A 26846-nucleotide genomic window follows, 5' to 3' on the forward strand; every position below is an offset into this window, starting at 1 on the left:
AGATGAACGCCCCGGACCCGATCCGCGCGGCCGAGGAGGGGGGAACGAAGCGGTTCCGCGCCAAGCGTGACGCCATCCTCGCCGCGGCCGCCGAAGCCATCAACGAGCAGAGCGCGAAGGGCATGACCTTCGCTGACGTCGCCGCGCGCGTCGGGCTCAACACCACCAGCGTCACCTATTATTTCCGCCGCAAGGAGGACCTGGCCACCGCCTGCTTTGAGCATACGCTCGAGCGGCTGCAGGACATGCTGGCGACCTCGATGGCGGAGCCGACGCCCGAGCGCCGCGTCGCCAGGTTCCTCGCCATCAACATGACCCGCCTCGCCGCGATCCGCCGCGAGGAGGAGAAGCCGCTGGCGGTGCTGTCGGACCTGCGCGCGATGGAGGGCCCGGGCCGCGACCAGCTCCTCGCCGGCTGGCGCGAGGTGTTCAGCCGCACCCGCCTGCTCTGGGGCGAGCCGGCCACCCGCGCGATCAAGGACCTCAACGGCGCCCGCGCGCATGTGCTGCTGGAGAACAGCTTCTGGCTGTCGGCCTGGCTCGCCCGTTACGAGCTCGACGAATATCCGCGCGTCGAGCAACGTATCATGGACGTGTTCCGCACCGGCCTCGCCCGGCCGGACGCCGCCTGGGCGCCGACGCTGCTCGACCTGACCCACGACGAGAGCGAGCCCGGCCGCGCCGCCTTCCTGACGGCGGCGACGCGCCTCATCAACGAGCTCGGCTATCGCGGTGCCTCGGTGCACAGGATCGCGAGCGAGCTCAACGTCACCAAGGGCAGCTTCTACCACCATCTCGACGCCAAGGACGAGCTGGTCACCGCCTGCTACAAGCGCAGCTTCGACACCATCGCCGACGCCCAGCGCCTGGTGCACGAGCGCGGCGGCACCTTGTGGCAGATGTTGCAGGACGTGATCGCGACGCTGCTCGACGTGCAGTTCTCGGAGCACGGCCCGCTGCTGCGCACCACCGCGCTCTCCGGCCTGCCCCCGCGCGAGCGGCAGACGATGATCGACCGCTCGAACCGCATCGCGCGCCGTTTCGCCGGCATGATCTCCGACGGCATCGCCGAAGGCTCGGTCCGCCCGGTCGACCCGCTGGTCGCCAGCCAGCTGCTGATGGCGCTGCAGAACGCCGCGTTCGACATGCGCAAATGGGCCGGCACCATGCCCCGCGAACGCGCGGTGGCGATGTACGCCTCGACGCTGGCGTTCGGCCTGTTCGACGATCGGGCGGCGGGATAGCCTTCACGCCCTCAGCAACGCAAGGACAGTGCTCCTGCGAAGGCAGGAGCCCAGGAGGCAGACGAGACGCTTGAGGCCTGGACTCCTGCCTTCACAGGAGCACGAACGCCAGCGCCCGGAGCCGCCAGTTGGAAAAGGACAGGCGCGCCTCCCCGAACTACGACTTCGCCGCCTCCTGCCGCTTCAACAACACGCCCGCGCGCCAATAGTGGAAGATCGCCCACGGCGTGATCGCCGCGAAGAAGAACATCGCGTACCGCAGCGATTCCGCGCCGAAATGCGGCTTCAGCGCATCGCTGATCGCTCCCACCAGCGGCGGCCCGAGCCCCAGCCCGATCAGGTTGTTGACCAGCAGCGCGATCGCCGCCCACAACGCGCGCTGCCGCAGCGGCGCCTCCGCCTGGATCAGCGCGAAGGTGGGGCCTAGGTAACAGGCCCCGAACGTCACGCCGACGAGATAGATCGCCACCGCCACCACCGGATCGCTCGACAGATAGAAGGCGACGGTGAACGGCAGCGCCACGGTCTTGAGCGCCGCCACCATCCACGCCTGGCTGTGCAGCCCGTGTCGCCGCGCCAGCCGGTCGGCCAGCTTGCCGCTCGCCAATGCGCCGACCGCGACCAGCACCGCCGCCACCGGCGCGATCATCGTCGCGATCTGGAGCTTGTCGAACCCGTAGGAGCGGATGAGGAAGCTCGGCCCGAACGCGGTATGGCCGTAGCCGATCGTCGAGGTGATGGTGAACGCCGCCACCAGATGCAGCGCCGCGCGGTTGCGCAGCAGCGAGGTGAAGCCCTCGACGAGCGTCGGCCTGGCGCCCGGCTCCATCGCGAGCTGCGCGTCGGACAGGCCGCGCTTGGGCTCCGGCACCACCAGCCACACCACCAGCGCGAGCAGCAGCCCGGGCAGCCCGATCACGAACATCGCGGTCCGCCAGCCGTAGAAATGCGCGACGGTGCCGCCGATGATCGTCCCGAACGCCGCCCCCAGCCCGACGCCGAGCGAATAGACCGCCATCGCCCCCGCGCGCTTCTCGGGCGGATAGAGGTCGGCGATGATCGAATGGCTCGGCGGGCTCGACCCCGCCTCGCCGATGCCGACGCCGATCCGTGCCGCGAGCAGCTGCCAGAAGTTCATCGCCAGCCCGCCGAGCGCGGTGAACCCGCTCCACACCGCCAGCGCGATCGCGATGATGCGCACGCGGTTGGTGCGGTCGGCGAGCCACGCCACCGGCACGCCGAGCCCCGCGTAGAAGATCGCGAAGGCGAAGCCCGCGAGCAGCCCCATCTGGAGGTCGCTGAGCCTGAGGTCCCGGATGATGTCCTCCTGGAGGATCGCCAGGATCTGGCGGTCCATGTAGCTGAAGAAATAGGTGAGCGTCAGCAGCGCGAGCGTCAGTCCCCGTCGGCGGATCGCCAGGCTTCGTTCCAGCGGCGCGGTGATCGAGGGGGTCGCATCCATGGCTCACGCTTCTCCGGGGAGGGAAGAGCCCCGGCGGCGGGGCTCCGATAAGGCTCAGAACCTCGCGCTGACGCCGATCTTGAAGCTGCGCCCGAGCGGATTGCCGATGAACGGCTCGTAGCTGTAGTCCTCGCGGGCGAACGGCGGGTCCTGGTCGAAGATGTTGTAGACGCTGCCCAACAGGTCGACGCGGTCGGTCACCCCCACCCGCAGCGTGAAGTCGGCGGTGGTGAAGCTGTCGATGAAGGCGCCGCCGGTGACGCGCTCGCCGCCGAGCGCCGGGTTGGGCCCGAACACGCCGGTCGTCGTGATGTCGGCGCGCTGGTCGTAGAGCCCGTCGATGTAGGTGACCGTCAGCCGCGCATCGACCGGACCCGAGCCGAGCTCCAGCCAGCCCTGCCCCTTCCATTCGGGCACCGGGTAGAGCGTGGTCTGGTAGTTGAGCAGCCCGACGCCGTCATAGCCGCTCTGCACCAGCGTCCCCTCGACGAAGATGTCGCTGATCCGGTTGGAGATGGTGTAGGTCGCGCTGCCGCCGATCTCGAAGCGGACGTCCGATCCGAACATCGCGTTGCTGCGGTAGCTCGCCATGACGTCGATCCCCGAATTGGTGATCGACGCGCCGTTCTGATACTCGGTGCGCACGCGCGAGATCGCGGTGCGCGCGGTCGAGGCGGTGCACGGCCCGGTCGAGAAGGTGAAGCGGTCGGCCAGCCCCTGGTTGGCCGCGCAGGTGTTGCCGCCGGTGCTCGGGAACAGCGTGTTGACCATCGCGATCAGCGGATCGGCGACGATCACGTCCTCGATCTCGTAGCGATAATAGTCGACGCTGGCGTTGAACCCGCCGAAGCTCAGCAGCACGCCGCCGCCGTAGTTCTTCGAGGACTCGGGCTTGAGGTTCGGATTGCCGAACACGTCGACCGGGCGGAAGGCGGTGTCGATGATCTGCAGCGAGGTCACCGCCCCAGCGTCGAGGTTGGGCAAGGTCGGCGCGCGGAAGGTGGTGCCGAACCCGCCGCGCAGCGCCAGCCACGGCGTCACCTGCCAGCGCGCGCGGATCTGCGGATCGAAGGTCGAGCCGACGCCCGTGCCATAATCCTCGTAACGCGCGGCCAGCTGCAGGTTGAACGCGTCGAACACCGGCACCTGCAACTCGCCGTAGAGCGCCCAGACGTCGCCCGCGAGATCCGAATTGCGGTTGGTGCCGAGGAAGCCGAGCGCCCCGGTCGGCGCCGATCCTCCCGAGCACGCCGCCGGGTCGGTGTTCCCCGTGACCGGCGTGTCCCGGCACGGCATCGTCGCGAGGTTGTTGTTGACGCCGTAGCGGTTGTTGATCGTCGTCCTGCGATATTGCGCGCCGACGCCGAACTGCACTTCGCCGCCTGGCAGGCTGAGCCCGGTCCCGCCGCTCAGCGACGCCTCGCCGACCAGCAGCTCGGTGTCGACCCGCGTCGACGATCGCACGAAGAACCAGTCGGTCAGCTCGTCGCTGTTCGCCGGCCCGTTGGCGTTGGGATTGACCGCCCCGGTCGCCGGGTTGACCGACACCGCATTGCCGAACGGATTGAGCCACAGGCAGCCGTTCGCCCCTGGCGTGGTGCCGGTGCAGTTCGGCCCGCCGAAGCCGAGCAGCGCCCGCTGCACGCGATCGCCGAAGGCATCGTAGCCGTCGATGTAGCGGTAATAGTCGTGGTAGGTGAAATTGACGTTGTAGTTGAGCCCCTCGGCTACCTCGCCGCGCAGCTCCGCGGTGACGCGGAAGGATTCGCTCTTACGCATCCCGCGCGACGATCCCGGCGCATCCTCGTCGCCCAGCGTCGACGGATTGCCGCCGAGCAGATAGGGCCGGAACAGCAGCGTCGGGAACAGCACCCCGATCCCCGCCGGCGTCCCCGGATTGGCCGCGCGATAGGCGACCAGCCCCGGATTGTTGCCCGGCACGAAGAACCCGCTCTGCGTGATCGCCCCGCTCGCCGGCGACGGCGGCGCGGTGAGCAGGTAGCTCGGTGACGTGAGATAGTGCGGAACGGTTGTGCGCCCGTAGAGCGCGGTGATCTCGAACGTCGTCTTCGGCGCCAGGTCGACCTCGAAATCGACGAACCCCTGCCCGCGCTTCTCGAGCTCGACCAGCGCGTCATAGACCGAATATTGGTTGTAGCAGCGCGCATCCTGCCCGACGAAGCCGCCGAGCGAGGTGCAGGACCGATCCGCCGCGATACCCGACGCCGGCGCGCCGGTCGGCCCCAGGAACAGGAAGTTCGCCGGGTTGCCGCCGCTGGTCCAGCCGCCCTGCGGGTTCACGTCATAGGGCTGGATCGCGAAGTCGCGGTGCTTGGCGAGCAGCTGCCCGCGCTTCTGGAAACCCGCGGCGACGAGGAGCCGATAGCCGTCCCCCTTGTGCCCGTAGCTGATCGAGGCGTCGATATCGCCGTCCGAATCGTCGATGAAGCGATAGTTGCCCGCGACCTGGAACCCCTCCTGGTTGGTGCGGGTGATGAAGTTGACCACGCCCGCGATCGCCTCCGAGCCGTAGGTCGCGGCGGCGCCGTCCTTCATCACCTCGACCCGCCCGATCGCCGCCTGCGGCAGCAGGTTGATGTCGACCGACGGCACCCCGTTGCCCGCGGTGGCGAGCCGCTTGGAGTTGAGCAGCACCAGCGTGCGCTGCGGGCTGAGGCCGCGCAGGTTGACGGTGGCGATGCCCTCCGCTCCCTGCGAGCGGCTGTCGAACTGGTTGGCGTCGCCCAGCGACGCGCTCGACGTCGGCAGCGCCTTGACCAGGTCGAGCGCGGTCGGGTTGCCCTGCTTCAGCAGCTCGGCCTGGCCGATCACGTCGACCGGCAGCGCCGCATCCTCCGGCGTGCCCTGGATCAGCGATCCGGTGACGATGATGTCGGGGGCGTCGGCCTCCGCCTGGTCCTGCGCCGCGGCGGGCGCCGCCGCCAGACCGATAACCCAAAAAGCGCACGCACACAGCAGATGCGGTTTGGTCATATCTCTCTCCCTAAGGCCGGCGCACCTTGGGCGGCGCCATACCCTAATCTCGAATAGATTCTCCTCATACCGTTACGTCAAGCATTCTTCGCGTTGTAAAACGCTACGGATTTCATTGGTGGCGAAAAGGACACGAGTCGCCACCCGGTTCGCTGCCGCCGAACCGGGTTTTTGAAACAAAGTATTTCCGGGAATGCCTCGGCCTCAGTAGCCGCTCAGCCGCGCAAACCGGTCGCGGTGCCAGGCGGCCGTGCCCCACATCTGCTCGAGCACGCGCATCCGCTTCAGATAGAAGCCCGCGTCATATTCGTCGGTCATGCCGATGCCGCCGTGGAGCTGGATCAACTCGCGGCTCATCAGGTTGCCGACCTCATTGGCCTTGGCCTTGGCGAGCGAGGCGGCCTGGCGCGTGTCGCCGCCGCGGTCGAGTGCCTGGAGGCCCGCCTCGACCGCCGAGCGCATCAGTTCGATGTCGCTGTAGAGTCCGGCCATGCGGTGCTGCAGCGCCTGGAAGGTCGCCAGCACCTGTCCGAACTGCACCCGCTGCTTGAGATAGGCGAGCGTGGTCTCGAACGCCTGCCCCGCCATGCCGAGCATCTCCGCCGCCGCCAGGATCGCCGCACGGTCGAGCACCGCGTCGAGCAGCCCGTCGCCGCCCTCCGCCAGCTTGTCGGCGGCCGCATCGGCGAATCGCACCTCGGCATGGCTGCGGAAGTCGGCAAGATGCCGCCGCGACCGGACGACCCCCTCCCCGTCCTCGACCAGATGGAGCCCGTCGGCCGCCGCGACGACGAACAGCCCCGCGCTGTCGCCTTCGGCCACGAACGCCTTGGTGCCGCTCAGCCTGCCGTCCTCGACCCGCGCCGCGATCGCCGCCGGATCGTGCCGCGGCCCCTCGCCGACGGCGATCGTCGCCACCACCTCGCCGCTCGCGATCCGGGGCAGGAAGCGCGCCTTCTGCGCCTCGCTGCCGCCGAGGACGATCGCCGACGCCGCCGCGGCGGAGGCGGCGAGCGGGCTGGCGGTGAGCGTCCTGGCGGTCTCCTCGATCACCAGCCCCAGGCTCAGCCAGCCGAAATCGCTGCCGCCATAGGCTTCGGGAATGATGATCCCGGTCCAGCCCATCCCGGCCATCGCGCCATAGACCGACGGGTTGTATCCCGCTGCCCCGTCCGCATCGCGCACCTTGCGCCACGCGGCGACGGGGCTCTCGTTGCTGGTCCAATCGCGCGCCATGTCGCGCAGCATCGTCTGCTCTTCGCTGAGAACGGCCATGTCAGTCCCTCTCCAAACTCCTACCCGTCATGCCGGACTTGTTCCGGCATCCACCGCGCCGCACACGGGAAGCCCGAGCCTCTTGTCCAGCGCCGGCGGCCCGGTGGACCCCGGCACAAGGCCGGGGTGACGTCTGTTGCGCGCTATTGGTGATCCAGCATCCCCAGGATGCGCTTGGCGATCACGTTGTTCTGGATCTCGGTCGATCCGCCGTAGATCGTGGTTGCCTTGCCGAACAGCCATGCCCGGGTGGCGGTGAGCTCCTCGCCGGTGAAGCCCTCGCCTTCCCAGCCGAGCCCCTGCAGCCCCGCGATCTCGATGATCAGCTCGGCCCGCTCCTGCCCCAGCCTGGTGCCGATCGTCTTGAGGATCGACGACACCTCCGACACCCCGCCCGCCGCCTTCGATTCCGCCTGCACCCGCATCGCGGTGAGCAGGAAGGCGCGCCAGTCCATCTCGAACCGGGCGATCCGGGCGCGCAGCTCGCGATCGGCGATCAGCCCGTCCTCGTCCGTCCCGACGTACTTCTTGGCGAGCTCCGCCAGCAACGGTCCGCCCGGCATCAGCCGCGCGCCGGCGCCCGACAGGTTGGTGCGCTCGTGCTGGAGCAGCCGCTTGCCGATCGTCCAGCCCTGCCCCTCCTCGCCGACGCGGTCGCTCTTCGGCACCTTCACGTCGGTGAAGAAGGTCTCGCAGAACGGCGACATGCCGCTGATCATCCGGATCGGCTTCACTTCGACGCCGGGCGCCTTCATGTCGATCAGCAGGAAGCTGATGCCGCCCTGCTTCTGGCTCTTGTCGGTGCGCACCAGGCAGAAGCATTTGTCCGCCCATTGCCCGCCCGAGGTCCAGGTCTTCTGCCCGTTGACGAGATAATGATCCCCCTTGTCCTCGGCGAAGGTCTGCAGGTTGGCGAGGTCTGACCCGGCGTTGGGCTCCGAATAGCCCTGGCACCAGCGCACTTCGCCGCGGGCGATCGCCGGGATATGCTCGCGCTTCTGCTCCTCGCTGCCGTACTCGAGCAGCGTCGGGCCGAACATCATCACGCCCATGCCGCCGATCGGGTTCCACGCGCCGATCCGCGCCATCTCCTCGGCCAGCACCTTCGCCTCCGCCCGGCTGAGCCCGCCGCCGCCATAGTCGCTGGGCCAGGTCGGGACGCCCCAACCCTTCTCGCCCATCGCCTTCTTCCAGGCGGCCTCCTCGGGCGACAGCTCGGTCGGTCCCTCGACCGCCGACATCGCATTGTCCTTGCCCTTCAGCGACGGCGGGAAATTCTCCGCCAGCCATGCGCGGACATTCGCGCGGAATTCGTCCAACGCGCTTGCCGTCTCCGGTTCAGCCAGGGTCGCCATTGCCTCTCCTATCCCTGGAACCGCCGAACCGCGCATATGGCAACTTCGGCGACACCTTGTTCCACTTCCGCCCGCAGCCGGACCGCGGCGCGGAACCATGTTTCGAAACTGCGGTACGGAGAGCGCGCCGTCAAGAGCGATCCGCCATCCTCGCCTCCCCCGCGTCGTCCCGGCGAAAGCCGGGATCACAAGCGAAGGCGCGACGCGGCCGGAGATCCCCGGCTTGCCAGCACTCGTCCGAGTAGGAAGGTCGTGCTCCTGCGAAGGCAGGAGTCCAGGCCTCACGGACGCACAGGATCGATCATCCAGGGCTCCTGCTTTTGCAGGAGCACGGTGGTGGCTTCAATCTGATCGAAACCCGCTCTAAACAGCGCGCGCCAGGGAGAGCTTTCACATGCGTTTCGAACATCGCGCGGTGCCGATCGCGCTGGCGGCGGTGCTGATCGACACGATCGGCTTCGGCATCGTCATGCCGGTGCTGCCGACGCTGCTGATGCAGCTCGGCCATACCGACATCGAGCACGCCACGCGCGTCGCCGGCTACATGCTCGTCGCCTTCGCGGGGATGCAGTTCTTCGCCGGGCCGGTGCTCGGCAATCTCTCCGACCGGTTCGGACGGCGGCCGGTGCTGATCTATTCGATGCTGTCGTTCGGCGTCGACTATGCGCTGATGGCGTGGGCGCCGACGATCGCCTGGTTGTTCCTGGGCCGCGCGATCGCCGGCGCGGCGGGCGCGGTCTACGGCCCCGCCGGATCGGTGATCGCCGACGTGACCCCGCCGGAGAAGCGCGCCGGCACCTTCGCGCTGATCGGCGCCGCCTTCGGCCTCGGCTTCATCATCGGGCCGGCGCTCGGCGGGCTGGTGTCGGGCTGGGGCGTGCGCGCGCCGTTCGTCGTCGCGGGGCTGCTCGCGCTGCTGAATGCCGTCGTGATGATCTTTGCGATGCCGGAGACGCTGAAGCCGGAGAACCGTCGCCCGTTCACCCTAGCCGACGCGCACATCGTCGGCGCCTTCCGCCCGCTGTTCCATGCCGGCGTCGCCGGGCCGCTGCTGCTGGCGACCTTCCTCTTCCAGCTCGCGCACATGGTCTATCCCTCGACCTGGAGCTTCTGGGCGACCGCGCGCTTCGGCTGGGGCCCGCGCGAGATCGGCTGGAGCCTCGCCTTCGTCGGCATCATGAGCGTGATCGTCCAGGCCGGGCTCACCGGCCGCGCTGTCAAGGCGCTCGGCGAGCGGCGCACGTTGCTGATCGGCATGGCGAGCTCGGCGATCGCGTTCACCGGCTATGTCTTCATCACCGCGGGCTGGCAGGCCTATGCGCTGTTCGTGGTGAGCTCGCTGCAGGGCTTCGTCATGCCGTCGATCCAGGGGCTGCTCTCGCGCATGGTCGACGCGACGCGGCAGGGCCAGCTTCAGGGCGGCATGGGCAGCATGGGCAGCGTCTCGCTGATCCTGGGCCCGCTGATGCTGACGCAGGCGCTGGCGTTCGGGATCGACCATGGCCTCCCCGGCGCGGCCTTTCTGCTGGCGGCGGTGCTGACGCTCGCGGCGGCGGCGATCGTGGTGTGGAAGGTGCTGGGCCATGTGCCGCCGAAGGAGGCGCCGGCCGCGGTCGCCTGACGCTCGGCGGCGTGCCGGGAGCAGGAGGCTAAATCTCCTTCCCCGGCCGCCGTGACAGCCCGACGTCGAGATGCGCGCCGGCGTCGAGTTCGATCACCTCGCCGGTGATCACCCGGCTCGCCGGATCGAGCAGCATCGCGATCGGGCCGGCGATGTCCTCCGCGGTGGCGGCCATCGCCATCGGGACGCTGGCCGCGATCCGCTCGTTGAGCGCCTTGAGCCCCTCCTCGCCCAGCCGGTTGGCGAACCAGCCGGTGCCGACGTAGCTCGGCGCCACCGCGTTCACGCGGATCTTCGGCGCGAGGACGCGCGCCAGGCTCCTGGTCATGGTGATGAGCGCCCCCTTCGACGCCGCATAGGCGACCGACGAGCCGATCCCGTGCACGCCCGCGACCGAGGCGACGTTGACCACCGCGCCGTGCGGCCCCTCGCGCATCGCGGGCGCGCAGGCGCGGATCATCTGGAACGCGCCGATCAGGTTGAGCCGGTAGATGTCGATGAAGTCCTCGGCGTCGAGCGCCTCCAGGTCCTCGTGCGGCGCGAACTTGGTCTTGCCGGCGTTGTTGACGAGATAGTCGATCCGTCCGAACGCCTCGACCGCCGCCCGGGCCAGCGCCCGGCACTCGCCATCGTCGGCGACATCGGCCCGCACCGCGATCGCCCCGTTCCCCACCTCCGCCGCCAAGGTCTCGGCCGCATCGCGACTCGAGGCGTAATTGACGACGCAGCGGACACCCCGCGCCGCCAGCACCCGCACCACCGCGGCCCCGATCCCGGTGCCCCCGCCGGTGACGACCGCAACCTCTCCCGCCATGCTCACCTCCATTTTTTTCGAAAATCGCGTATGGCATTCCTCACCGCTTCCGCCTAGCTCTCCCCGAAACGAAGGGGAGAGCCATGCCCACCGCTGCCGACCTGCTCCAAAGCAGCTTCGCCACCCTGCCCGACCTGATCGCCGCCCATGCCCGCGAGCATGGCGGCAAGCCGGCGCTGATCCAGGACGACCGCAGCCTGAGCTACGCCGAGCTCGACGAGGTGATGGATCGGATCGCCGCGGCGCTGCAGCGGGACGGCGTCCGGCAGCGCCAGGCGGTCGCGATCGCCGCGGCGATGTCGATCGAATATGCCTGCGCATTCCTCGGCGCCTTGCGGGCGGGAGCGGTGCCGGCGCCGATCGCCCCGTCTTCGACCGGCGAGCAGATGGCGGCGATGGTCGCCGACAGCGGCGCCCCGATTCTCTACCTCGACGCCGATGCCGCGGCGACGCTCGGCGACAGGCCGATAGCCGCCAAGCGCGTCGCGCTCGACGACAGCGACGCCGGCATGGCGCACGAGGGGTTCATCGCACCGGAGGGCAGCAGGCCGCAGCCGGTCGAGACCCTGCCCGACGATCCGTTCAACATCATCTATTCCTCCGGCACCACCGGCACGCCCAAGGGCATCGTCCAGCCGCACCGGATGCGCTGGGCGCATATCGCGCACAATGCGGCGGCGGGGTTCGGCGAGGCGGTGACGATGATCGCGACGCCGCTCTATTCCAACACCACGCTGGTGAGCTTCCTGCCGACGCTCGGCTGGGGCGGCACCTGCGTGCTGCTCGGCAAGTTCGACGCGCTGAAGTTCGTCCAGGCAGCGGAAAGGCACCGCGCCACCCACGCCATGCTGGTGCCGGTCCAGTATGCGCGGATCATGGCGCTGCCGGAGTTCGACCGCTTCGACCTCTCCAGCTTCCGGCTCAAGACCTGCACTTCCGCTCCCTTCTCCGCCGCGCTCAAGGCCGACGTCCTCGCGCGCTGGCCGGGGCTGCTCGTCGAATATTACGGCATGACTGAGGGCGGCGGCACCTGCGTGCTGATCGCCAACATGTTCCCGGACAAGCTCCACACCGTCGGCCGCCCGATCGAGGGCCACGACATCCGCCTGATCGACGACGACGGCCGTGAGGTGCCGGTCGGCGAGATGGGCGAGGTGGTCGGCCGTTCGCCCGCGATGATGACCGGCTATCACGGGCGCAGCGAGGCGACCAGCGCCGCCGAGTGGTTCGATGCGGAGGGCAACCGCTTCATCCGCCACGGCGACGTCGGCCGCTTCGACGAGGACGGCTTCCTGACGTTGCTCGACCGCAAGAAGGACGTGATCATCTCGGGCGGCTTCAACATCTATCCCTCGGACATCGAGGCGGTGATGGCGGAACACCCCGAGGTCGCCGACTGCACCGTGGTCGGCGTACCGTCGGAGGAATGGGGCGAGACGCCGGTCGCCTTCTTCGTCGCCAGGCCCGACACCCGCCCCGATCGCCAAGCGGTGATGGACTGGGTCAACACGCGCGTCGGCAGGACGCAGCGGCTGCGCGGCATCGAGATGCTGGACGAGCTGCCGCGCAGCGCGATCGGCAAGGTGCTGAAGCGCGAGCTGCGCGACCGCTACCAGGCGGCCAAGGAGGAAGCGGCATGACCGCGCTCGCCGAACTGCTCGCCGGCGCCGAGCCGGCCCAGAGCGGCTTCCGTGTCGAGGTCCCGCCGAGCTGGCTCCAGGGCCGCACCACCTACGGCGGCCTCTCCTCGGCGCTGGCACTGCACGCGGCAAAGCTCAGCGACACCGATCTGCCGCCGCTGCGCTCGGCGCTGATCGCCTTCGTCGGGCCGCTGTCCGGCACCGTGACCGTCACCGCCGAGCGCCTGCGCCGCGGCCGCAATGCCGCCTTCGTCGAGGCGACGATCCGTTCGGAGGCGGGATTGGGCTATCGCGCCACCTTCGTGTTCATGGCCGACCTGCCCTCCAGCATCGCCCACGACGAGACCATTGTCGCGCCGCACGCGCCACCTCCCGCCGGCGCCGAGCTCTACACCGGGCCGCCCGGGTTCTTCACCGGCAACTTCAACTTCTACGACATGAAGGCGCATGTCTCGGGCGCCGAATGGCTGCGCTGGGGCCGGCTGCGCGAGCGCGAAGGGCTCGATCCCGAGACGCACCTGATCACCCTCGCCGATGCGCTGCCGCCCGCCGCCTTCGCGCTGATCCGCGACAACAAAGTGACGATGAGCTCGATGACGTGGATCGTGAACCTGCTCCGGCCGCGCCCTGTCACCACCGACGGCTGGTGGCTGCTCCATACCCGCTCCGAGCGGGCGGTCGGGGGCTATTCGAGCCAGCGCATGACGATGTGGAACGCCGATGGCGTGCCGGTGGTCGAGGCGATGCAGGGCGTGGCGGTGTTCGGATAGGATGAATGCTGCGACAAGTTGCGACAATCTCGGCGGGGCCTGACACACGCCAGCGACACCGGCCGTTCATATCTCCGACAGCGGGACCGATCGCGGCCCGTCAGCGAAAGGATTGCCCGCAATGAAGCCTCTGTTCCTCCTGGCTGCGCTCGGCGCCACGGCGCTCACCGGCGCCGCCTTCGCCGCGCAGACCGCGCCTGCCACCGCCGTCGTCAAGCCGCTCAAGGGCGATGCCGACAAGGACGGCAAGGTGACCCGCACCGAATATCTGGCCAGTGCCGAAGCACGCTTCGCCAGGCTCGACGCCAACAACGACGGAGCGCTCACGTCCGACGAGTTCCACGCCGGACACGGCAAGCTCGGCCGTCGCTTCGGCCGGACGCCCGGCCTGATGCCGCCAGGTTCGCCGCAGGCGATGGGTCGGGGAATGGGCGGACAGATGCTCGACCGCCTCGATGCCGACAAGGACGGCAAGATCAGCAAGGCCGAATTCGCCGCCCAGTCCGGCGAGCGCTTCGGGCGCATGGACACCAACGGCGACGGTCGAATCGACGCTGCCGAGCGTTCCGCCACGGCCAAAGGCGCCCGGCGCGGCGGCCGCGGTCTGAACCGGCTCGACCGGGACGGCGACGGCGTGATCACCCGCGCGGAGTATGATGGCCAGGCCGATCAGCGCTTCGCCCGGCTCGACACCAACGGCGACGGCTTCATCGATGCCGCCGAGCGCCAGGCGGCGATGTCGCGTATGGGCCGCGGCCGCTCCGGCGGCGACGCGCCTCCCCCTCCGCCGCCGGCCCCCGAGGGCAATTGAGCGCGGACGCCAGCGCCGGGCCGGTCACCCTCCTCGCCCGGCCCGGCGCTGGCCATGGCGCGACGATATGGTAACTGCCATGGAGATGTCCGCCGAACTTCCCCACCTGCTGCTCGTCGACGACGAGCGTTCGATCCGTGAGCCGCTTGCGCAATATCTGACCAAGCAGGGCTTCCGCGTGACCCAGTCGGGCGACGCGGAGAGCGCCCGCGCGCGGCTCAACGCCTATGCGATCGACCTGATCGTGCTCGATATCATGATGCCGGGCGAGGACGGCCTGTCGCTGTGCCGCCACATCCGCGCGACCAGCGACACGCCGGTGATCCTGCTCACCGCCCGCAGCGAGGAGACCGACCGGATCGTCGGGCTCGAGATGGGCGCCGACGATTATGTGGTGAAGCCCTTCTCGCCGCGCGAGCTCGCCGCGCGCATCCGCGTGGTGTTGCGGCGCGTGGCGGCGGGCGGGGTGCGTCAGCATGGGCCGGAGGCAGGCTCCTACGCCTTCTCCGGCTGGGTGCTGAAGACGGCGGAGCGCACGCTGATCGACCGGGAGGGCGTCGCCGTCCCGCTCTCGACCGGCGAATACAACCTGCTGCTCGCGCTGGTCACGCGCCCGCGCCAGGTGCTGACGCGCGACCAGCTCCTCGATCTCACCCAGGGACGCGAGGCCGCCGCGTTCGACCGCTCGATCGACAACCAGGTCAGCCGCCTCAGGAAGAAGATCGAGACCGATCCCAAGAACCCGACCCTGATCAAGACCGTGTGGGGCGGCGGCTACACCCTCGCCGCCGAAGTCACCAAGCTGTGAGGTTCGGCCCGCGCAGCCTGCCCGGCCAGCTTGCGCTGCTCGTCGCGGTCGCGCTGTTCGTCGCGCAGGCGATCAACTTCGGTATGCTGCTACGCGAGCGTCGGATGCTGCGCTTCACCGGGATCACCGGTCCGACGACCACCCGTTTCATCGATGCCTTCGAGCGGCTCGGCAATGGACGTCCGCTCACCGATATCCGCCCGCGCGGGAAAGTCCGCCTCGTCGCCGACAACCCGGTGGCACCCAGATTGCCCTCCGCACCGGACGTCGAAGCGGCAATCCGCTCGGGTCTCATCGAAGCGGGGGTTTCGCCGGGACGAATCGCTACGGGCATCCGGCCGATCGCCCCCGACGACCCGCGCTTCGAGCACATGCGCCCGGATCAGGCCCGTCGGTTCCTCCGCAGCGGCGCCGAGCTGGTGGTGGCGGTCGAGGCGCCGAAGCGAGGATGGCTGACGCTTTCGGTCCCATGGCCGCGGACCGAGCGCGGGCTGATCGCGCAGCTCATCGCGCAGACGCTGATCCTCTACGGCATCGTCCTGCTCGCGGTGCTGTGGATCGGGCACCGCATCGCCCGCCCGCTGCGGGCGCTCGCCAGCGCCGCGCGCGACTTCCATCCCGGCGACGGCGCCTTGCCGGTCGAGGAGCAGGGGCCGAGCGACGTCCGCGCGGTGATCGCCGCCTATAATGCGCTCAGCAAGCGCGTGGTGGCGATGCTCGACGAGAAGGACCGGATGCTCGGCGCGATCGGGCATGATCTGCGCACCCCGCTGGCGGCGCTGCGCGTCAGGATCGAGTCGGTCGAGGACGAGACCGACCGCGCGCGGATGGCCGACACCATCGACGAGATGAACCGCACGCTGGAGGACATCCTCTCGCTCGCGCGCCTCGGCCGCCCCAGCGAGCCGCCGGTCGAGGTCGACCTCGCCGCGCTGGTCGACGCGGTGGTCGAGGATTTCCGCGACCTCGGCCATGACGTCGTGGCCGAGGAGTCCCCGCGCCTGCCGATGCGCCTCAGGCCCGCGCTGATGCGGCGCGCGGTGCGCAACCTCATCGAAAACGCGGTCAAATATGCGGGCGGCGCGGAGGTGACGCTCCGCCCGACGGCGCAAGGCGCGCGGATCGAGGTGCTCGACCGCGGTCCCGGCATTCCACCCGACAAGCTCGCCGCGGTGTTCGATCCCTTCACTCGCCTCGAAAGCTCGCGCAACCGCGAGACCGGCGGCATCGGCCTGGGTCTCGCGCTCGCCCGGGCGATCGTGGAGGAAGCGGGCGGCGCGATCGCGCTCGCCAATCGCGAGGGCGGCGGACTCGCCGCCACGATCGAGCTCCGGCGCAAATGAGTGGACCGCCGGCGCAACCCTGGCCCCGCTCGACCGTTCCCGCGCGACCATGCGTGGAGATCGCAAATGCGCGACAGGAACAAATTGGAGCAGCAGCCGGGTCACGCCGCCGCAGAACAAGGAACGGTCGTGCTGGACGGGCCGAACGGCGTCGCGATCACGATGACGCCGGAGGCGGCGGAGCAGACCGCGCGCAACCTCGAACAGGCGGCCGACGAGGCACGGCGCCAGCGCGGAGTGCAGCGCTGATCCGGTTTCGCTACATCGGCCCGCGATGATCAGGGTCGCGAGCTACAACATGCGCAAGGCGATCGGCACCGATCGCCGCCGCCTCCCGGAGCGGACGCTCGAAGTGTTGCGCGAGATCGACGCGGACGTGATCGCGCTGCAGGAGGCCGACCGCCGCTTCGGCCGGCGCGAAGGGGTGATCTCGCTCCATCTGCTCGAGGAGCACAGCCCGTGGAAGGCCGTTCCCTTCGGGGTGCGCGCGCACAGCATGGGCTGGCACGGCAACGCGCTGCTGGTCCGCAAGGACGCGATCGTCGCCGATTGCGAAGCGATCCACCTGCCCGCTCTCGAACCGCGCGGCGCCGTGATGGCCGACGTCAGGGTGAACGGGATCATGCTCCGGGTGGTCGGTATGCATCTCGACCTTTCGGGCCTGTGGCGGCGACGGCAGGCCCATGCGATCCTCACCCACGTCGCGACGGCCGCCACGCAGCACCCGACGGTGCTGATGGGCGACCTCAACGAGTGGAGCCGCCGGTCCGGCTGCCTGCGCGACTTCAACCGTGATTTCAGCGCCGCGGAGACCGGGCCGAGCTTCCACGCCCGCCGGCCGGTCGCGCGGCTGGACCGGATCATGGTGTCGCGCGACCTGAGGGTGACCGGCTGCGGCGTGCATTCCAGCGCCGCGTCGCGCACCGCTTCCGACCATCTGCCCGTATGGGCCGAGCTCGCGCTCGCCTGACCCGATGCTGGCCTTGGCACGCCTGGGGAGCTAACCGGAGATCATGCGCGAAAAGGAATTGAGGCTGGCGCTGATCTGCTATGGCGGCATCAGCCTCGCCGTCTACATGCATGGCATCACCGGCGAAGTCTGGCGCCTCGTCCGCGCCAGCCACGCCTTCCACGAAGGTTCCGAACGCGCCGGCGGCAGCCAGGGGGTCTATCACGCGCTGCTGGACGAGATCGCCGACAGCGCCGAGTTCCGCGTGCGCGTGCTCGTCGACATCATCGCCGGCGCCAGCGCCGGGGGGATCAACGGCATCTTCCTGGCGCAGGCGATCGCCGCCGGACAATCGCTCGACCCGCTCACCCAGATGTGGTTCGACTATGCCGATGTCGAGGCGCTGCTCGATCCGGACGCCGCGCCCAATCCCTTTTCCAAGCTGTGGGCGGCGCCGATCGCCTGGATGGCGGCCGGCCGCGACGCGATCGCCGCGACGGTCGAGCCCGCGACCCGCGAGGAGGTCGGCCGCAAGCTCCAGCGCTTCGTCCGCGCGCGCTGGTTCGAGCCGCCGTTCGGGGGCAAGCGCTTCACCCACATGATGTTCGATGCGCTGGACGCGATGGCGGCGGGTCCGAAAGGACCGCGCCTGCTGCCGGAGGGACAGCCGCTCGACCTGTTCGTCACCGTCACCGACTTCCGCGGCCATCCCGAACGGCTGCGGCTCAATTCCCCGCCGGAAGTGGTCGAGACCGAGCACCGCTTGATCTTCCCTTTCTCCGACGAAGGCCAGGGCAGCTGCGGCGAGTCGATCGAGCTCGCCTTCGCCGCACGCGCGACCTCGAGCTTTCCGGGAGCCTTCCCGCCGCTCCGTCTCGCCGAGATAGACGAGGTGGTGGCCGAGCGCGGGCTCGAATGGCCGACCCGCCAGGCCTTCGTCGAGCGCGTGCTGCCGCGCCATGCCGCCGCCAATGCCGCCGAGAGCGCGGTGCTGATCGACGGATCGGTGCTCGCCAACGCCCCCTTCCGCCCCGCGATCGACGCGCTGCGCGACCGCCCGGCCAAGCGCCAGATCGATCGCCGCTTCGTCTATGTCGATCCGGTCCCCGGCTTCCATTTCTCGCTGGGCTCGACCGCCGCCGAGCAGCCCGGCTTCTTCCAGACCATCATCGGCGCGCTGTCGGAGCTGCCGCGCCAGCAGCCGATCCGCGACAATCTCGACGCGATCGCGGCCCGCACCGCACGGATCGAGCGGATGCACGCGATCCTCGAAGGGCTGCGTGCCGAGGTCGAGGGCGCGGTGATGAGCATCTTCGGCTACACGCTGTTCCTCGACTATCCGACCACGTCGCGCCTCGCGGCCTGGCGCCGCCGCGCCCAGATCGCCGCCGCGAAGAATGCCGGCCTGTCCTATTCGGCCTATGCGCGGCTCAAGCTGGTCGACGTGACGGCACTCACGGCGGATCTGCTCGAACGCGCCGGAGGAGAGACGAGTCCGGACCGCCGGCAACATCTGCGCGACCGCGTCGGCGCGGCGATCGCCGCACGAGGCGTAACCCCGGCCACTGCGGGCGAGCTTTCAGTGAACTCGGCGATCGTCCATTTCCTGCGCGCACACGACCTCGGCTTCCGCATCCGCCGGCTGCGGCTGCTGGCGCGGCGGCTGACCGAGATGGACATGGGCGGTGACGACCAGCGGCTCCAGCCGTTCCGCGACGCGCTCTACGAGAGCCTCGCCCGCTATCTCGATCTCCAGGACAGCGACCGGCACAAGGCACTGCGCGATCAGGTCCGCCATCTCGGCGAAGACGCCGGCCCACTGCTCGACGCGCTCGCCGCCGCGATGGACCTTCCCGGCATCGACGCCGAGACCGACCGCCGCCTGTCGGAAGGCTTTTCCGCTCTGCCCAAGGAGCTGCGCCGGCCGTTGCTGCTCGCCTATCTCGGCTTCCCCTTCTTCGACATCGCCACGCTGCCGCTGCTCCAGGGCGAGGGGCTCGACGAGTTCGATCCGGTCAAGGTCGACCGCATTTCCCCGGACGACGCCAAGGCGATCCGGGCGGGCGGCGCGGCGGCGACGCTGAAGGGCACCCAGTTCAACAATTTCGGCGCCTTCTTCAGCCGCGCCTATCGCGAGAACGACTATCTGTGGGGCCGCCTCCACGGCGCCGACCGGCTGATCGACATCGTCGTCTCCACCCTGCCGCCCAACGTCAGCCTGAAGCCGGGCCGGATCGCCGCGATCAAGCGCGCCGCCTTCCTCGCCATCCTCGACGCGGAGGAACCGCGCCTCGCCGCGATTCCGGGCCTTTTCGAGCAACTGCGCCGGGAGATCGGCTGATCGGGGTGGCCATTTGCCGCAGACGCACATAAGGTCCGCGCTCATGCAATTCCTCAAGACATTGCTGATCGTCCTGGTCGTCGGCCTCGCGGTCGCCTTCGCGATCAACAACTGGACGACGGTGCCGCTGTCGCTGTGGGGCGGGTTGGTCGCCGACGTGAACCTGCCGCTGCTGATGCTGATCTGCTTTCTCGCCGGGCTGGTGCCGATGTGGCTCGCTTGGCTCACCACCCGATGGCGGCTGCGCAATCGTCTCGCCACCACCGAACGCACCGTCGCCGATCTGCGCCAGGCGACAGCCGCAGCGGCGCCGCCGCCTTCGTCCCCTGCGATCGAGGAGGACGCTCCGCCGCCCCCGGGGGCCCTGCTATGAGCCCGCTGTTCGTCGCCCTCGACACGCCGGATCTGGGTCGCGCCAAAGCGCTGGCGACGCGGGTGCGCAACCACGTCGGCGGCATCAAGCTCGGGCTCGAATTCTTCCTGGCCAACGGCCGCACCGGCGTGCGCGAGATGGCCGACATCGGCCTGCCGGTGTTTCTCGACCTGAAGTTCCACGACATCCCGAATACCGTCGCGAAAGCTATCCAGGCGCTCCGTCCGCTGGAGCCGGCGATCCTCACCGTCCACGCCGCCGGCGGCCGCGCGATGATGGAGGATGCCAAGGCCGCCGCCCCGCTCGACACCAAGGTTGTGGCGGTGACGATGCTGACCAGCCTCGACGGCGACGACATGACCTCGATCGGCCTCAAGCCCGATCCGCACGAGCAGGTGCTGCGCCTGACCGAGCTCGCCCGCTCGGCAGGGATCGACGGCATCGTCTGCTCGGGCGAGGAAGTCGGTGCGGCGCGCAAGCTCTGGCACGACGGCTTCTTCGTCGTGCCGGGCGTGCGTCCGCTCAACAGCCATGCCGCCGATCAGAAGCGCGTGGTCTCCCCCCGCCAGGCGCTCGACTCCGGCGCCTCGATCCTGGTAGTCGGCCGCCCGATCACCCAGGCCGAGGATCCCGACCAGGCGGCGCGGGCGATCGAGGCGACGCTGTAGCGCGGCTCAGGCGGCGCCGGTCACGATCGCCAGGAACTCGCCGAACTCCATCCCCGCGACGAAGATGGCGACGGCCGACGCCAGCATCAGCAATGCGTGCGTCAGGCGCTTGCGCTGTTCGAAGAAGCGCACGATCTGATCGATATCCATGGCTCCGAACCTACCCTCCTTCGCGCTTCGAGAAAATCATCATTGCGACGGCGAGCGCACGGGCTATCCCGCCGCGATGTCATCCGACCTCACGATTCGTCTCGCGACACGCGAGGACCTGCCCGGCCTCCATCCGGTGATCGAGCGCGCCTATCGCGGCGACAGCGCACGAGAGGGGTGGACCCACGAGGCGGACCTGCTCGAGGATCCGCGCACGAGCCTCGATGTGCTGGAGGACATCATCGTCAACCCCGATCAGCGCCTGCTTGTCGCCGAGCGCGGCGACGGCACGCTGATCGGCTGCGTCTCGGTGACCGGGCTCGGCGACGGCCTCGCCTATCTCGGCCAGCTCTGCGTCGAACCGCGCTTCCAGACCGGCGGCGTCGGCAAGCTCCTGATCAGCGCCGCCGAGGACTATGCGCGCGGCGAATTCGGCGCCGACTGCATCGAGATGACGGTGATCGATACCCGCGCCGAGCTGATCGCCTATTACGAGCGCCGCGGCTACGCCCGCACCGGCGAGCGCTGCGACTTCCCGATCCGGCTCGACCCTCCGCTGTTCATGGTCGTGCTCGAAAAGCCGCTCGCCTGATGCCCGCCAGCGCCAAGATCTGCGGCCTCTCGACGCCCGAGGCCCTGGCGGCCGCCGTCACGGGCGGAGCGAGCCATGTCGGCTTCGTCATGTTCCCGCCCAGCCCACGCCATCTCTCCTCGGAGCGTTTGGCGGCCCTGGCGGCGCGCGTGCCGGCGCATGTGACGCGGGTCGGCGTGTTCGTCGGTCCGGACGACACGCTGCTCGACAGCGTCGCGCCATGGCTCGACGCTTTCCAGCTCCACAAGGTCACCCCCGAACGCGCCGCCGCGATCCGCACCCGCTACGGCCGCGACGTGTGGGCGGCGGTGCCGGTCAAGACCCGCGCCGACCTCGATGACGCGCGTGGTTTCCGCGGCGCTGCCGACATCATCCTCTATGACGCCAGGACCCCCGACACCGCCGCGCTGCCCGGCGGCATGGGGCTGCGCTTCGACTGGACGCTGCTCGACGGCTTCGCGCATCCGCTGCCGTGGGCGCTCTCGGGCGGGCTCGACGCCGGCAACGTCGGCGAGGCGATCGGCAGGACGGGCGCGCGGCTGGTCGACGTCTCCTCGGGCGTCGAGAGCGCGCCCGGCGTCAAGGATGTGGACAAGATCGCTGCTTTCCTTCAAGCGGTCGCCCGCTCATGACCGCGCCCAATTCCTATCGCGCTCAGCCCGACGAGACCGGGCATTTCGGCCAGTTCGGCGGCCGCTACGTCGCCGAGACGCTGATGCCGCTGATCCTCGATCTCGAGCGGGAATATCGCGCCGCCAAGGACGATCCCGCCTTCCAGGCCGAGTTCGACGGGCTGATGAAGCATTATGTCGGCCGCCCGAGCCCGCTCTACTTCGCCGAGCGGCTGACCGCGCATTACCGTGAGGGCGCCGCGGCGGGCATGGGGGCCAAGATCTATTTCAAGCGCGAGGAGCTCAACCACACCGGCGCGCACAAGATCAACAACTGCATCGGCCAGATCCTGCTCGCGCGCCGCATGGGCAAGACGCGGATCATCGCGGAGACCGGCGCCGGCCAGCACGGCGTCGCCACCGCTACCGTCGCGGCGCGCTTCGGCCTCCCCTGCACGATCTTCATGGGCGCCAAGGACGTCGAGCGGCAGAAGCCGAACGTGTTCCGCATGAGGCTGCTCGGCGCCGAGGTGGAGCCGGTCACCTCCGGCGCGCAGACGCTCAAGGACGCGATGAACGAGGCGCTGCGCCACTGGGTCGCCAACGTCCACGACACCTTCTACATCATCGGCACCGCCGCCGGCCCGCACCCCTATCCGGAGCTCGTCCGCGACTTCCAGGCGGTGATCGGCAAGGAGACGCGCGCGCAGATGCTGAAAGCGGAGGGGCGCCTCCCGGACTTGCTGATCGCGGCCGTCGGCGGCGGGTCGAACGCGATCGGGCTGTTCCACCCCTTCCTCGACGATCCCGAGGTCGCGATGCTCGGCGTCGAGGCGGCGGGGCACGGCATCGAGACCGGCCGGCACGCCGCCAGCCTCACCGGCGGCGCGCCGGGTATCCTCCACGGCAACAAGACCTATCTCCTCCAGGACGAGGACGGCCAGATCACCGAGGCGCACTCGATTTCGGCCGGGCTCGACTATCCCGGCATCGGCCCGGAGCACAGCTGGCTGCACGAGAGCGGCCGGGTCGAATATCTGCCGGTCACCGACCGCGAGGCGCTGGACGCGTTCCAGCTCTGCTGCAGGCTCGAAGGCATCATCCCCGCGCTCGAAAGCTCCCACGCGCTGGCGGCACTGGAGGCCAAGGCACGGGAAATGCCGGCGGACCAGATCATCGTCGTCAACGTCTCCGGCCGCGGCGACAAGGACATCTTCACCGTCGCAGAGGCGCTGGGGGCGGGGATATGACCCGCCTCTCCGCCGCCTTTGCTACGGGCCGCCCGGCCCTGGTGACCTTCGTCACTGCCGGCGATCCCTCCCCCGCCGCCACGCCGGCGGTCCTCGACGCGCTGGTCGAGGGCGGCGCCGACGTGATCGAGCTCGGGATGCCGTTCACAGACCCGATGGCCGACGGCCCGGCCATCCAGGCGGCGAGCCTGCGCAGCCTCGCCGCCGGCACCACCACCGCCGACGTCCTCGCGCTGGCCAGGGGCTTCCGCGATCGGCACCCGGACACGCCGCTGGTGCTGATGGGCTATGCCAACCCGATGCTCCGCCGTGGCGCCGAATGGTTCGCCGATGCCTGTGCGACGGCCGGAGTCGACGGCGTGATCTGCGTCGACATCCCACCCGAGGAGGACGACGCGCTCGGCCCCGCGCTCAGGGCAAAGGGAGTCGCGTTGATCCGCCTCGCCACGCCGACCACCGACGCCGCCCGCCTGCCCGCCGTGCTGAACGACGCCGAAGGCTTCCTCTACTACGTCTCAGTCGCCGGCATCACCGGCCTCCAGCAGGCCGCGCAGGAGTCGATCGCCGCCGCCGTCGCGCGGCTCAAGGCCGCCACCGCGCTCCCCGTCGCGGTCGGCTTCGGCATCCGTACGCCCGAGCAGGCGCAGGCGGTCGCCCGCGTCGCCGACGGTGTGGTCGTCGGCTCCGCGATCGTCGATCTCGTCGCCCGGCACGGCGCGGATGCATCCGGCCCTATCCGCGACTATATCGCCTCGCTCGCGGCCGCGATCCGCGCCGCAAGGAAGGAACCCGCATGAGCTGGCTCAGCCGCGTCCGCAACGCCATTTCCGCCGTCGTCACCCGCGGCGCCCAGACCACCGACAACCTCTGGCACAAGTGCAAGGGGTGCGGCCAGATGGTGTTCCTGAAGGAGCTGGAGGAGAATCTCCACGTCTGCCCGCATTGCGAGCATCACGAGCGCATCGGCCCGAAGCTGCGCTTCCAATATCATTTCGACGAGGGGAGCTGGCAGGTGCTGCCCAGCCCGAAGGTGGCGGAGGATCCGCTCCGCTTCCGCGACTCCAAGCGCTACGTCGATCGCCTCAAGGCCGCACGCGCCGCGACCGACGAGCAGGACGCCTTCGTCAACGCGCTCGGCACGATCGACGGGCACAAGGCGGTGATCGGCGTGCAGGATTTCGCCTTCATGGGCGGATCGATGGGCCAGGCGGTCGGCGAGGCGTTCGTCGCCGGCTGCGAAGCGGCGATCGCCAATGGCGCGCCGTTCATCGTCTTCACCGCCTCGGGCGGCGCGCGGATGCAGGAGGGCATCCTCAGCCTCATGCAGATGCCGCGCTCGACCGTCGCGATCGAGATGCTGCACGACGCGGGCCTCCCCTATATCGTCGTGCTGACCGACCCCACGTCGGGCGGCGTGATGGCCGCCTATGCGATGCTGGGCGACGTCCAGATCGCCGAGCCCAAGGCGACGCTCGCCTTCACCGGCCGCCGCGTGATCGAGAACACCATCCGCGAGAAACTGCCCGACGATTTCCAGACCTCGGAATATTATCTCGACCACGGCCTCATCGACATGGTCGTGGCGCGCAAGGAGCTGAAGGCGACGCTGGCGCGGCTGGTCGGCTATCTCGGCACGGAGCGGAAGGCGGCATGAGCGATCAAAAGCCCTCTCCCCTCGGGGGAGAGGGTTGGGAGAGGGGACGATGTCTCACCGGGACCGCCCGCCTGCCGCACTGCCCCTCTCCCCGAAGGTGAGATGGCGTTAGATAGATGGACTTCGCCGTCTCCACCGATCCCGCCGTCCAGGCCCATCTCGACCGCCTGTGGGCATTGTCCCCCGGCGCCGACATCCTCGGTCTCGCCCGCGTCTCCGAGCTGCTCGCCCGACTCGGCGACCCGCATCTCGCGCTGCCGCCGGTGTTCCACGTCGCCGGCACCAACGGCAAGGGCTCGACCTGCGCCTTCCTCCGGGCCGCGCTGGAGGCGGACGGCAAGCTCGTCCACGTCTACACCTCGCCCCACCTCGTCCGCTTCAACGAGCGTATCCGCCTCGCCGGCACGCTGATCGACGACGCCGCGCTCGCCACGCTGCTCGGGCGCGTGCTCGACCGCGCCGAAGGCATCGGCGCCAGCTTCTTCGAGGTCACCACCGCCGCCGCCTTCCTCGCCTTCGCCGAGACGCCGGCCGATGCCTGCGTGATCGAGGTCGGCCTCGGCGGCCGGCTCGACGCCACCAACGTCGTCGCCGACCCGGCGGCGTGCGGCATCGCCCAGCTCGGCATCGACCATCAGGCCTTCCTCGGCGACACGATCGAGAGCATCGCCTATGAGAAGGCCGGCATCGGCAAACCCGGCCGGCCGCTGGTGATCCAGCCGCAGAGCTTCAACGTCCACGCCGCGATCGCGCACGGTGCCGGTGAGGCAAGGATCATCGCCGGTGGCGAGGACTGGTCGTTCCGTATCGAGGACGACGCCGGCCTCTCGATCCGAGACCGCCTCGGCAGCATCCGTACCCCCGGTCCCGCGCTGATCGGTACGCACCAGCACGCCAATCTCGCGCTCGCGATCGAGATGATCCGCAGCCAGGATCGCGTGCCCGTCGCGGAAGAGTCGCTGCGTACCGCTCCCCTTGCCGCGCGCTGGCCGGCGCGGATGCAGCGGCTCGCCGACGGTCCGCTTACCCGCCGTACGAAAGGCCCGGTGTGGCTCGACGGCGGCCATAATCCCGCCGCCGCCGAAGCGGTCGCCGCCGCGCTCGCCGCCCAGCTCGGCGGCCGCCAAGTCCACCTGATTATCGGTATGCTAGCCAACAAGGATGCGGCCGGCCTGCTCGCTCCCTTCGCGCCGCTGGCCCGCTCGCTGACCGCGGTGCCGATCCCGGGCCACGAGCATCACGCGCCCGAGGTCCTCGCCGATCTCGCCCGGGACTACGGCATCCCTGCCGACACCGCGCCGGACGTGCCCGCTGCGCTCGATGCCGCACCCGCCGGCACTACGCTGATCCTCGGCTCGCTCTACCTTGCCGGCATCGTGCTGGCGCTCAACGACGAGCCGCCCACATGATCGGCTTAATTGCGATTGACTTGCAATAGCAGACGATGAACATTGGACCGGCGCCATCAGCGGAGCCGATTCCATGACGACCACCCGTTCCTTCCAAACGCTGTTCCAGCCGCTCCCGCCCGATGATCCCGGCGCGCGGCTGATCCTGTTCGGCTTCCGCCAGATGGGCGCGCGCGGGCTCGACGACGCCTGCGTCGCGCACAGCTTCATGACCGCGTTCGGCAAGGATTTCCGCCGCCCGCTCGTCCTGCTGCGCACGCTGATGATGGAGCTGTCGACCGCCACCACCGGACCGATCCAGATCGCGCCCTGGTGCTGCGCCCGGCTGACTCCGGCCGAGGCGGGCATCCTCGACGTGCTGCGGACCTGCCTCACCAATGAACGCACCGCCGGCCTGCTGCTCGCCGACGTGCTCGGCACGCGCGACGCGGCCGGCCCGCTCGCGACCGCGACCGCGCTGGCGATCGCATTCGCCGACCTGGGGCTTCCGCTCGGAGGCTAGAATCTATCCTGATGAAGCGGAATTGTGCTCCTGCGGAAGCAAGAGCCCTGGATCATGGGTACTGCGCTTACGGCCCGGGCTCCGGCCAGGAGCACTGACACTGTTTCTTTCCCTCCGTCATCCCCTTCTTTCCCTCCGTCACCCCGGCCTTGTGCCGGGGGCCACCGGGAGGCAAGCGCTGGACAAGAGGTTCGAGCTTCACCGTGAGGC

At 69.6% G+C, this 26846-nt stretch carries 25 protein-coding genes; 19 read left to right on the plus strand and 6 right to left on the minus strand.

All coding sequences use genetic code 11. From position 1 onward, the window contains the following. Positions 1-2 precede the first annotated feature (2 nt). On the plus strand, positions 3-1244 hold the full coding sequence (locus ACMGER_RS10735; protein WP_436812136.1) for a TetR/AcrR family transcriptional regulator: 1242 nt from the start codon (positions 3-5) through the stop codon (positions 1242-1244). 157 nt (positions 1245-1401) lie between these two features. On the opposite strand, the gene ACMGER_RS10740 is transcribed toward ACMGER_RS10735, so the two are convergent. The 4 genes from ACMGER_RS10740 to ACMGER_RS10755 all read right to left on the minus strand — a co-directional run bounded on the left by ACMGER_RS10740 (position 1402) and on the right by ACMGER_RS10755 (position 8330). Then, positions 1402-2706, minus strand: a complete 1305-nt coding sequence (locus ACMGER_RS10740; protein WP_436812137.1) for a spinster family MFS transporter — start codon at positions 2704-2706, stop codon at positions 1402-1404. Between the two features lie 54 nt (positions 2707-2760). Beyond that, a complete protein-coding gene (locus ACMGER_RS10745) occupies positions 2761-5700 on the minus strand; it encodes a TonB-dependent receptor domain-containing protein (protein WP_436812138.1) in 2940 nt (979 codons plus the stop codon). Between the two features lie 204 nt (positions 5701-5904). Further along, positions 5905-6975 (minus strand): acyl-CoA dehydrogenase family protein, encoded by a 1071-nt coding sequence (locus ACMGER_RS10750; protein WP_436812139.1) that lies wholly within the window; start codon positions 6973-6975, stop codon positions 5905-5907. A gap of 143 nt (positions 6976-7118) precedes the next feature. Further along, positions 7119-8330: an acyl-CoA dehydrogenase family protein gene (locus tag ACMGER_RS10755; RefSeq protein ID WP_436812140.1), complete on the minus strand. Its 1212-nt coding sequence runs from the start codon at positions 8328-8330 to the stop codon at positions 7119-7121. Positions 8331-8724: 394 nt separating this feature from the next. Here ACMGER_RS10755 and ACMGER_RS10760 point away from each other — a divergent pair, with 394 nt between their 5' ends. Continuing rightward, positions 8725-9951 (plus strand): MFS transporter, encoded by a 1227-nt coding sequence (locus ACMGER_RS10760; protein WP_436812141.1) that lies wholly within the window; start codon positions 8725-8727, stop codon positions 9949-9951. A 28-nt stretch (positions 9952-9979) separates the two neighbouring features. Here the strand turns inward: ACMGER_RS10760 and ACMGER_RS10765 are convergent, their stop codons facing one another. After that, positions 9980-10765 (minus strand): SDR family NAD(P)-dependent oxidoreductase, encoded by a 786-nt coding sequence (locus ACMGER_RS10765; RefSeq protein WP_436812142.1) that lies wholly within the window; start codon positions 10763-10765, stop codon positions 9980-9982. An 83-nt stretch (positions 10766-10848) separates the two neighbouring features. On the opposite strand from ACMGER_RS10765, the gene ACMGER_RS10770 reads away from it, so the two are divergent. From ACMGER_RS10770 to pyrF, 10 genes are all read left to right on the plus strand, one after another. Beyond that, on the plus strand, positions 10849-12405 hold the full coding sequence (locus ACMGER_RS10770) for a class I adenylate-forming enzyme family protein (RefSeq protein ID WP_436812143.1): 1557 nt from the start codon (positions 10849-10851) through the stop codon (positions 12403-12405). Next, positions 12402-13175 (plus strand): thioesterase family protein, encoded by a 774-nt coding sequence (locus ACMGER_RS10775; protein ID WP_436812144.1) that lies wholly within the window; start codon positions 12402-12404, stop codon positions 13173-13175. The genes ACMGER_RS10770 and ACMGER_RS10775 overlap by 4 nt, the downstream gene beginning before the upstream one ends. A 121-nt stretch (positions 13176-13296) precedes the next feature. Continuing rightward, a complete protein-coding gene (locus ACMGER_RS10780; protein WP_436812145.1) occupies positions 13297-13986 on the plus strand; it encodes an EF-hand domain-containing protein in 690 nt (229 codons plus the stop codon). Positions 13987-14053: 67 nt separating this feature from the next. After that, positions 14054-14794: a response regulator gene (locus ACMGER_RS10785; RefSeq protein ID WP_436812146.1), complete on the plus strand. Its 741-nt coding sequence runs from the start codon at positions 14054-14056 to the stop codon at positions 14792-14794. Further along, positions 14791-16137 carry a sensor histidine kinase gene (locus tag ACMGER_RS10790; RefSeq protein ID WP_436812147.1) on the plus strand — a complete coding sequence of 449 codons (1347 nt, stop codon included), beginning with the start codon at positions 14791-14793 and terminating at the stop codon, positions 16135-16137. Before ACMGER_RS10785 ends, ACMGER_RS10790 begins: the two co-directional genes overlap by 4 nt. A gap of 66 nt (positions 16138-16203) precedes the next feature. Further along, complete coding sequence (locus ACMGER_RS10795; RefSeq protein ID WP_436812148.1) at positions 16204-16386, plus strand: hypothetical protein; 183 nt, start codon at positions 16204-16206, stop codon at positions 16384-16386. A gap of 25 nt (positions 16387-16411) precedes the next feature. After that, entirely contained in the window at positions 16412-17107 is a 696-nt protein-coding gene (locus tag ACMGER_RS10800) for an endonuclease/exonuclease/phosphatase family protein (protein ID WP_436812149.1), read from the plus strand. Between the two features lie 43 nt (positions 17108-17150). Continuing rightward, complete coding sequence (locus ACMGER_RS10805; RefSeq protein ID WP_436812150.1) at positions 17151-19427, plus strand: patatin-like protein; 2277 nt, start codon at positions 17151-17153, stop codon at positions 19425-19427. A gap of 43 nt (positions 19428-19470) precedes the next feature. Beyond that, positions 19471-19800 carry a LapA family protein gene (locus ACMGER_RS10810; protein ID WP_436812151.1) on the plus strand — a complete coding sequence of 110 codons (330 nt, stop codon included), beginning with the start codon at positions 19471-19473 and terminating at the stop codon, positions 19798-19800. Continuing rightward, positions 19797-20468 carry an orotidine-5'-phosphate decarboxylase gene (pyrF, locus tag ACMGER_RS10815; RefSeq protein WP_436812152.1) on the plus strand — a complete coding sequence of 224 codons (672 nt, stop codon included), beginning with the start codon at positions 19797-19799 and terminating at the stop codon, positions 20466-20468. Before ACMGER_RS10810 ends, pyrF begins: the two co-directional genes overlap by 4 nt. 6 nt (positions 20469-20474) lie before the next feature. On the opposite strand, the gene ACMGER_RS10820 is transcribed toward pyrF, so the two are convergent. Then, a complete protein-coding gene (locus ACMGER_RS10820; protein ID WP_436812153.1) occupies positions 20475-20618 on the minus strand; it encodes a hypothetical protein in 144 nt (47 codons plus the stop codon). A gap of 76 nt (positions 20619-20694) precedes the next feature. Between ACMGER_RS10820 and ACMGER_RS10825 the strand changes: the two genes are divergently transcribed. The 7 genes from ACMGER_RS10825 to ACMGER_RS10855 all read left to right on the plus strand — a co-directional run bounded on the left by ACMGER_RS10825 (position 20695) and on the right by ACMGER_RS10855 (position 26636). Further along, a complete protein-coding gene (locus ACMGER_RS10825; protein ID WP_436812154.1) occupies positions 20695-21210 on the plus strand; it encodes a GNAT family N-acetyltransferase in 516 nt (171 codons plus the stop codon). Next, positions 21210-21842, plus strand: coding sequence for a phosphoribosylanthranilate isomerase (locus tag ACMGER_RS10830; protein WP_436812155.1), 633 nt, complete (start codon positions 21210-21212; stop codon positions 21840-21842). Before ACMGER_RS10825 ends, ACMGER_RS10830 begins: the two co-directional genes overlap by 1 nt. Beyond that, positions 21839-23071 (plus strand): tryptophan synthase subunit beta, encoded by a 1233-nt coding sequence (gene trpB / locus ACMGER_RS10835; protein ID WP_436812156.1) that lies wholly within the window; start codon positions 21839-21841, stop codon positions 23069-23071. The genes ACMGER_RS10830 and trpB overlap by 4 nt, the downstream gene beginning before the upstream one ends. Further along, positions 23068-23868 carry a tryptophan synthase subunit alpha gene (gene trpA, locus ACMGER_RS10840; protein ID WP_436812157.1) on the plus strand — a complete coding sequence of 267 codons (801 nt, stop codon included), beginning with the start codon at positions 23068-23070 and terminating at the stop codon, positions 23866-23868. Before trpB ends, trpA begins: the two co-directional genes overlap by 4 nt. After that, entirely contained in the window at positions 23865-24725 is an 861-nt protein-coding gene (gene accD / locus ACMGER_RS10845) for an acetyl-CoA carboxylase, carboxyltransferase subunit beta (protein WP_436812158.1), read from the plus strand. The genes trpA and accD overlap by 4 nt, the downstream gene beginning before the upstream one ends. Positions 24726-24841: 116 nt before the next feature. Next, on the plus strand, positions 24842-26134 hold the full coding sequence (locus tag ACMGER_RS10850) for a bifunctional folylpolyglutamate synthase/dihydrofolate synthase (protein ID WP_436812159.1): 1293 nt from the start codon (positions 24842-24844) through the stop codon (positions 26132-26134). A gap of 73 nt (positions 26135-26207) precedes the next feature. After that, positions 26208-26636 (plus strand): DUF6628 family protein, encoded by a 429-nt coding sequence (locus tag ACMGER_RS10855; RefSeq protein WP_436812160.1) that lies wholly within the window; start codon positions 26208-26210, stop codon positions 26634-26636. Positions 26637-26846: the final 210 nt, after the last annotated feature.

The organism is Sphingomonas astragali (assembly GCF_051400615.1).
In the GTDB taxonomy this organism is placed as follows: Bacteria; Pseudomonadota; Alphaproteobacteria; order Sphingomonadales; family Sphingomonadaceae; genus Sphingomonas.

What these genes read in the sequence shown, in the direction of transcription:
- pyrF (WP_436812152.1), top strand. Translation starts at nt 19,797, where the DNA reads ATGAGCCCGCTGTTCGTCGCCCTCGACACGCCGGATCTGGGTCGCGCC.
- ACMGER_RS10830 (WP_436812155.1), top strand. Translation starts at nt 21,210, where the DNA reads ATGCCCGCCAGCGCCAAGATCTGCGGCCTCTCGACGCCCGAGGCCCTG.
- trpA (WP_436812157.1), top strand. Translation starts at nt 23,068, where the DNA reads ATGACCCGCCTCTCCGCCGCCTTTGCTACGGGCCGCCCGGCCCTGGTG.
- ACMGER_RS10735 (WP_436812136.1), top strand. Translation starts at nt 3, where the DNA reads ATGAACGCCCCGGACCCGATCCGCGCGGCCGAGGAGGGGGGAACGAAG.
- ACMGER_RS10775 (WP_436812144.1), top strand. Translation starts at nt 12,402, where the DNA reads ATGACCGCGCTCGCCGAACTGCTCGCCGGCGCCGAGCCGGCCCAGAGC.
- ACMGER_RS10770 (WP_436812143.1), top strand. Translation starts at nt 10,849, where the DNA reads ATGCCCACCGCTGCCGACCTGCTCCAAAGCAGCTTCGCCACCCTGCCC.
- ACMGER_RS10750 (WP_436812139.1), bottom strand. Translation starts at nt 6,975, where the DNA reads ATGGCCGTTCTCAGCGAAGAGCAGACGATGCTGCGCGACATGGCGCGC.
- ACMGER_RS10760 (WP_436812141.1), top strand. Translation starts at nt 8,725, where the DNA reads ATGCGTTTCGAACATCGCGCGGTGCCGATCGCGCTGGCGGCGGTGCTG.
- ACMGER_RS10765 (WP_436812142.1), bottom strand. Translation starts at nt 10,765, where the DNA reads ATGGCGGGAGAGGTTGCGGTCGTCACCGGCGGGGGCACCGGGATCGGG.
- ACMGER_RS10810 (WP_436812151.1), top strand. Translation starts at nt 19,471, where the DNA reads ATGCAATTCCTCAAGACATTGCTGATCGTCCTGGTCGTCGGCCTCGCG.
- ACMGER_RS10800 (WP_436812149.1), top strand. Translation starts at nt 16,412, where the DNA reads ATGATCAGGGTCGCGAGCTACAACATGCGCAAGGCGATCGGCACCGAT.
- ACMGER_RS10745 (WP_436812138.1), bottom strand. Translation starts at nt 5,700, where the DNA reads ATGACCAAACCGCATCTGCTGTGTGCGTGCGCTTTTTGGGTTATCGGT.
- ACMGER_RS10805 (WP_436812150.1), top strand. Translation starts at nt 17,151, where the DNA reads ATGCGCGAAAAGGAATTGAGGCTGGCGCTGATCTGCTATGGCGGCATC.
- accD (WP_436812158.1), top strand. Translation starts at nt 23,865, where the DNA reads ATGAGCTGGCTCAGCCGCGTCCGCAACGCCATTTCCGCCGTCGTCACC.
- ACMGER_RS10785 (WP_436812146.1), top strand. Translation starts at nt 14,054, where the DNA reads ATGGTAACTGCCATGGAGATGTCCGCCGAACTTCCCCACCTGCTGCTC.
- trpB (WP_436812156.1), top strand. Translation starts at nt 21,839, where the DNA reads ATGACCGCGCCCAATTCCTATCGCGCTCAGCCCGACGAGACCGGGCAT.
- ACMGER_RS10780 (WP_436812145.1), top strand. Translation starts at nt 13,297, where the DNA reads ATGAAGCCTCTGTTCCTCCTGGCTGCGCTCGGCGCCACGGCGCTCACC.
- ACMGER_RS10740 (WP_436812137.1), bottom strand. Translation starts at nt 2,706, where the DNA reads ATGGATGCGACCCCCTCGATCACCGCGCCGCTGGAACGAAGCCTGGCG.
- ACMGER_RS10825 (WP_436812154.1), top strand. Translation starts at nt 20,695, where the DNA reads ATGTCATCCGACCTCACGATTCGTCTCGCGACACGCGAGGACCTGCCC.
- ACMGER_RS10850 (WP_436812159.1), top strand. Translation starts at nt 24,842, where the DNA reads ATGGACTTCGCCGTCTCCACCGATCCCGCCGTCCAGGCCCATCTCGAC.
- ACMGER_RS10855 (WP_436812160.1), top strand. Translation starts at nt 26,208, where the DNA reads ATGACGACCACCCGTTCCTTCCAAACGCTGTTCCAGCCGCTCCCGCCC.
- ACMGER_RS10795 (WP_436812148.1), top strand. Translation starts at nt 16,204, where the DNA reads ATGCGCGACAGGAACAAATTGGAGCAGCAGCCGGGTCACGCCGCCGCA.
- ACMGER_RS10755 (WP_436812140.1), bottom strand. Translation starts at nt 8,330, where the DNA reads ATGGCGACCCTGGCTGAACCGGAGACGGCAAGCGCGTTGGACGAATTC.
- ACMGER_RS10820 (WP_436812153.1), bottom strand. Translation starts at nt 20,618, where the DNA reads ATGGATATCGATCAGATCGTGCGCTTCTTCGAACAGCGCAAGCGCCTG.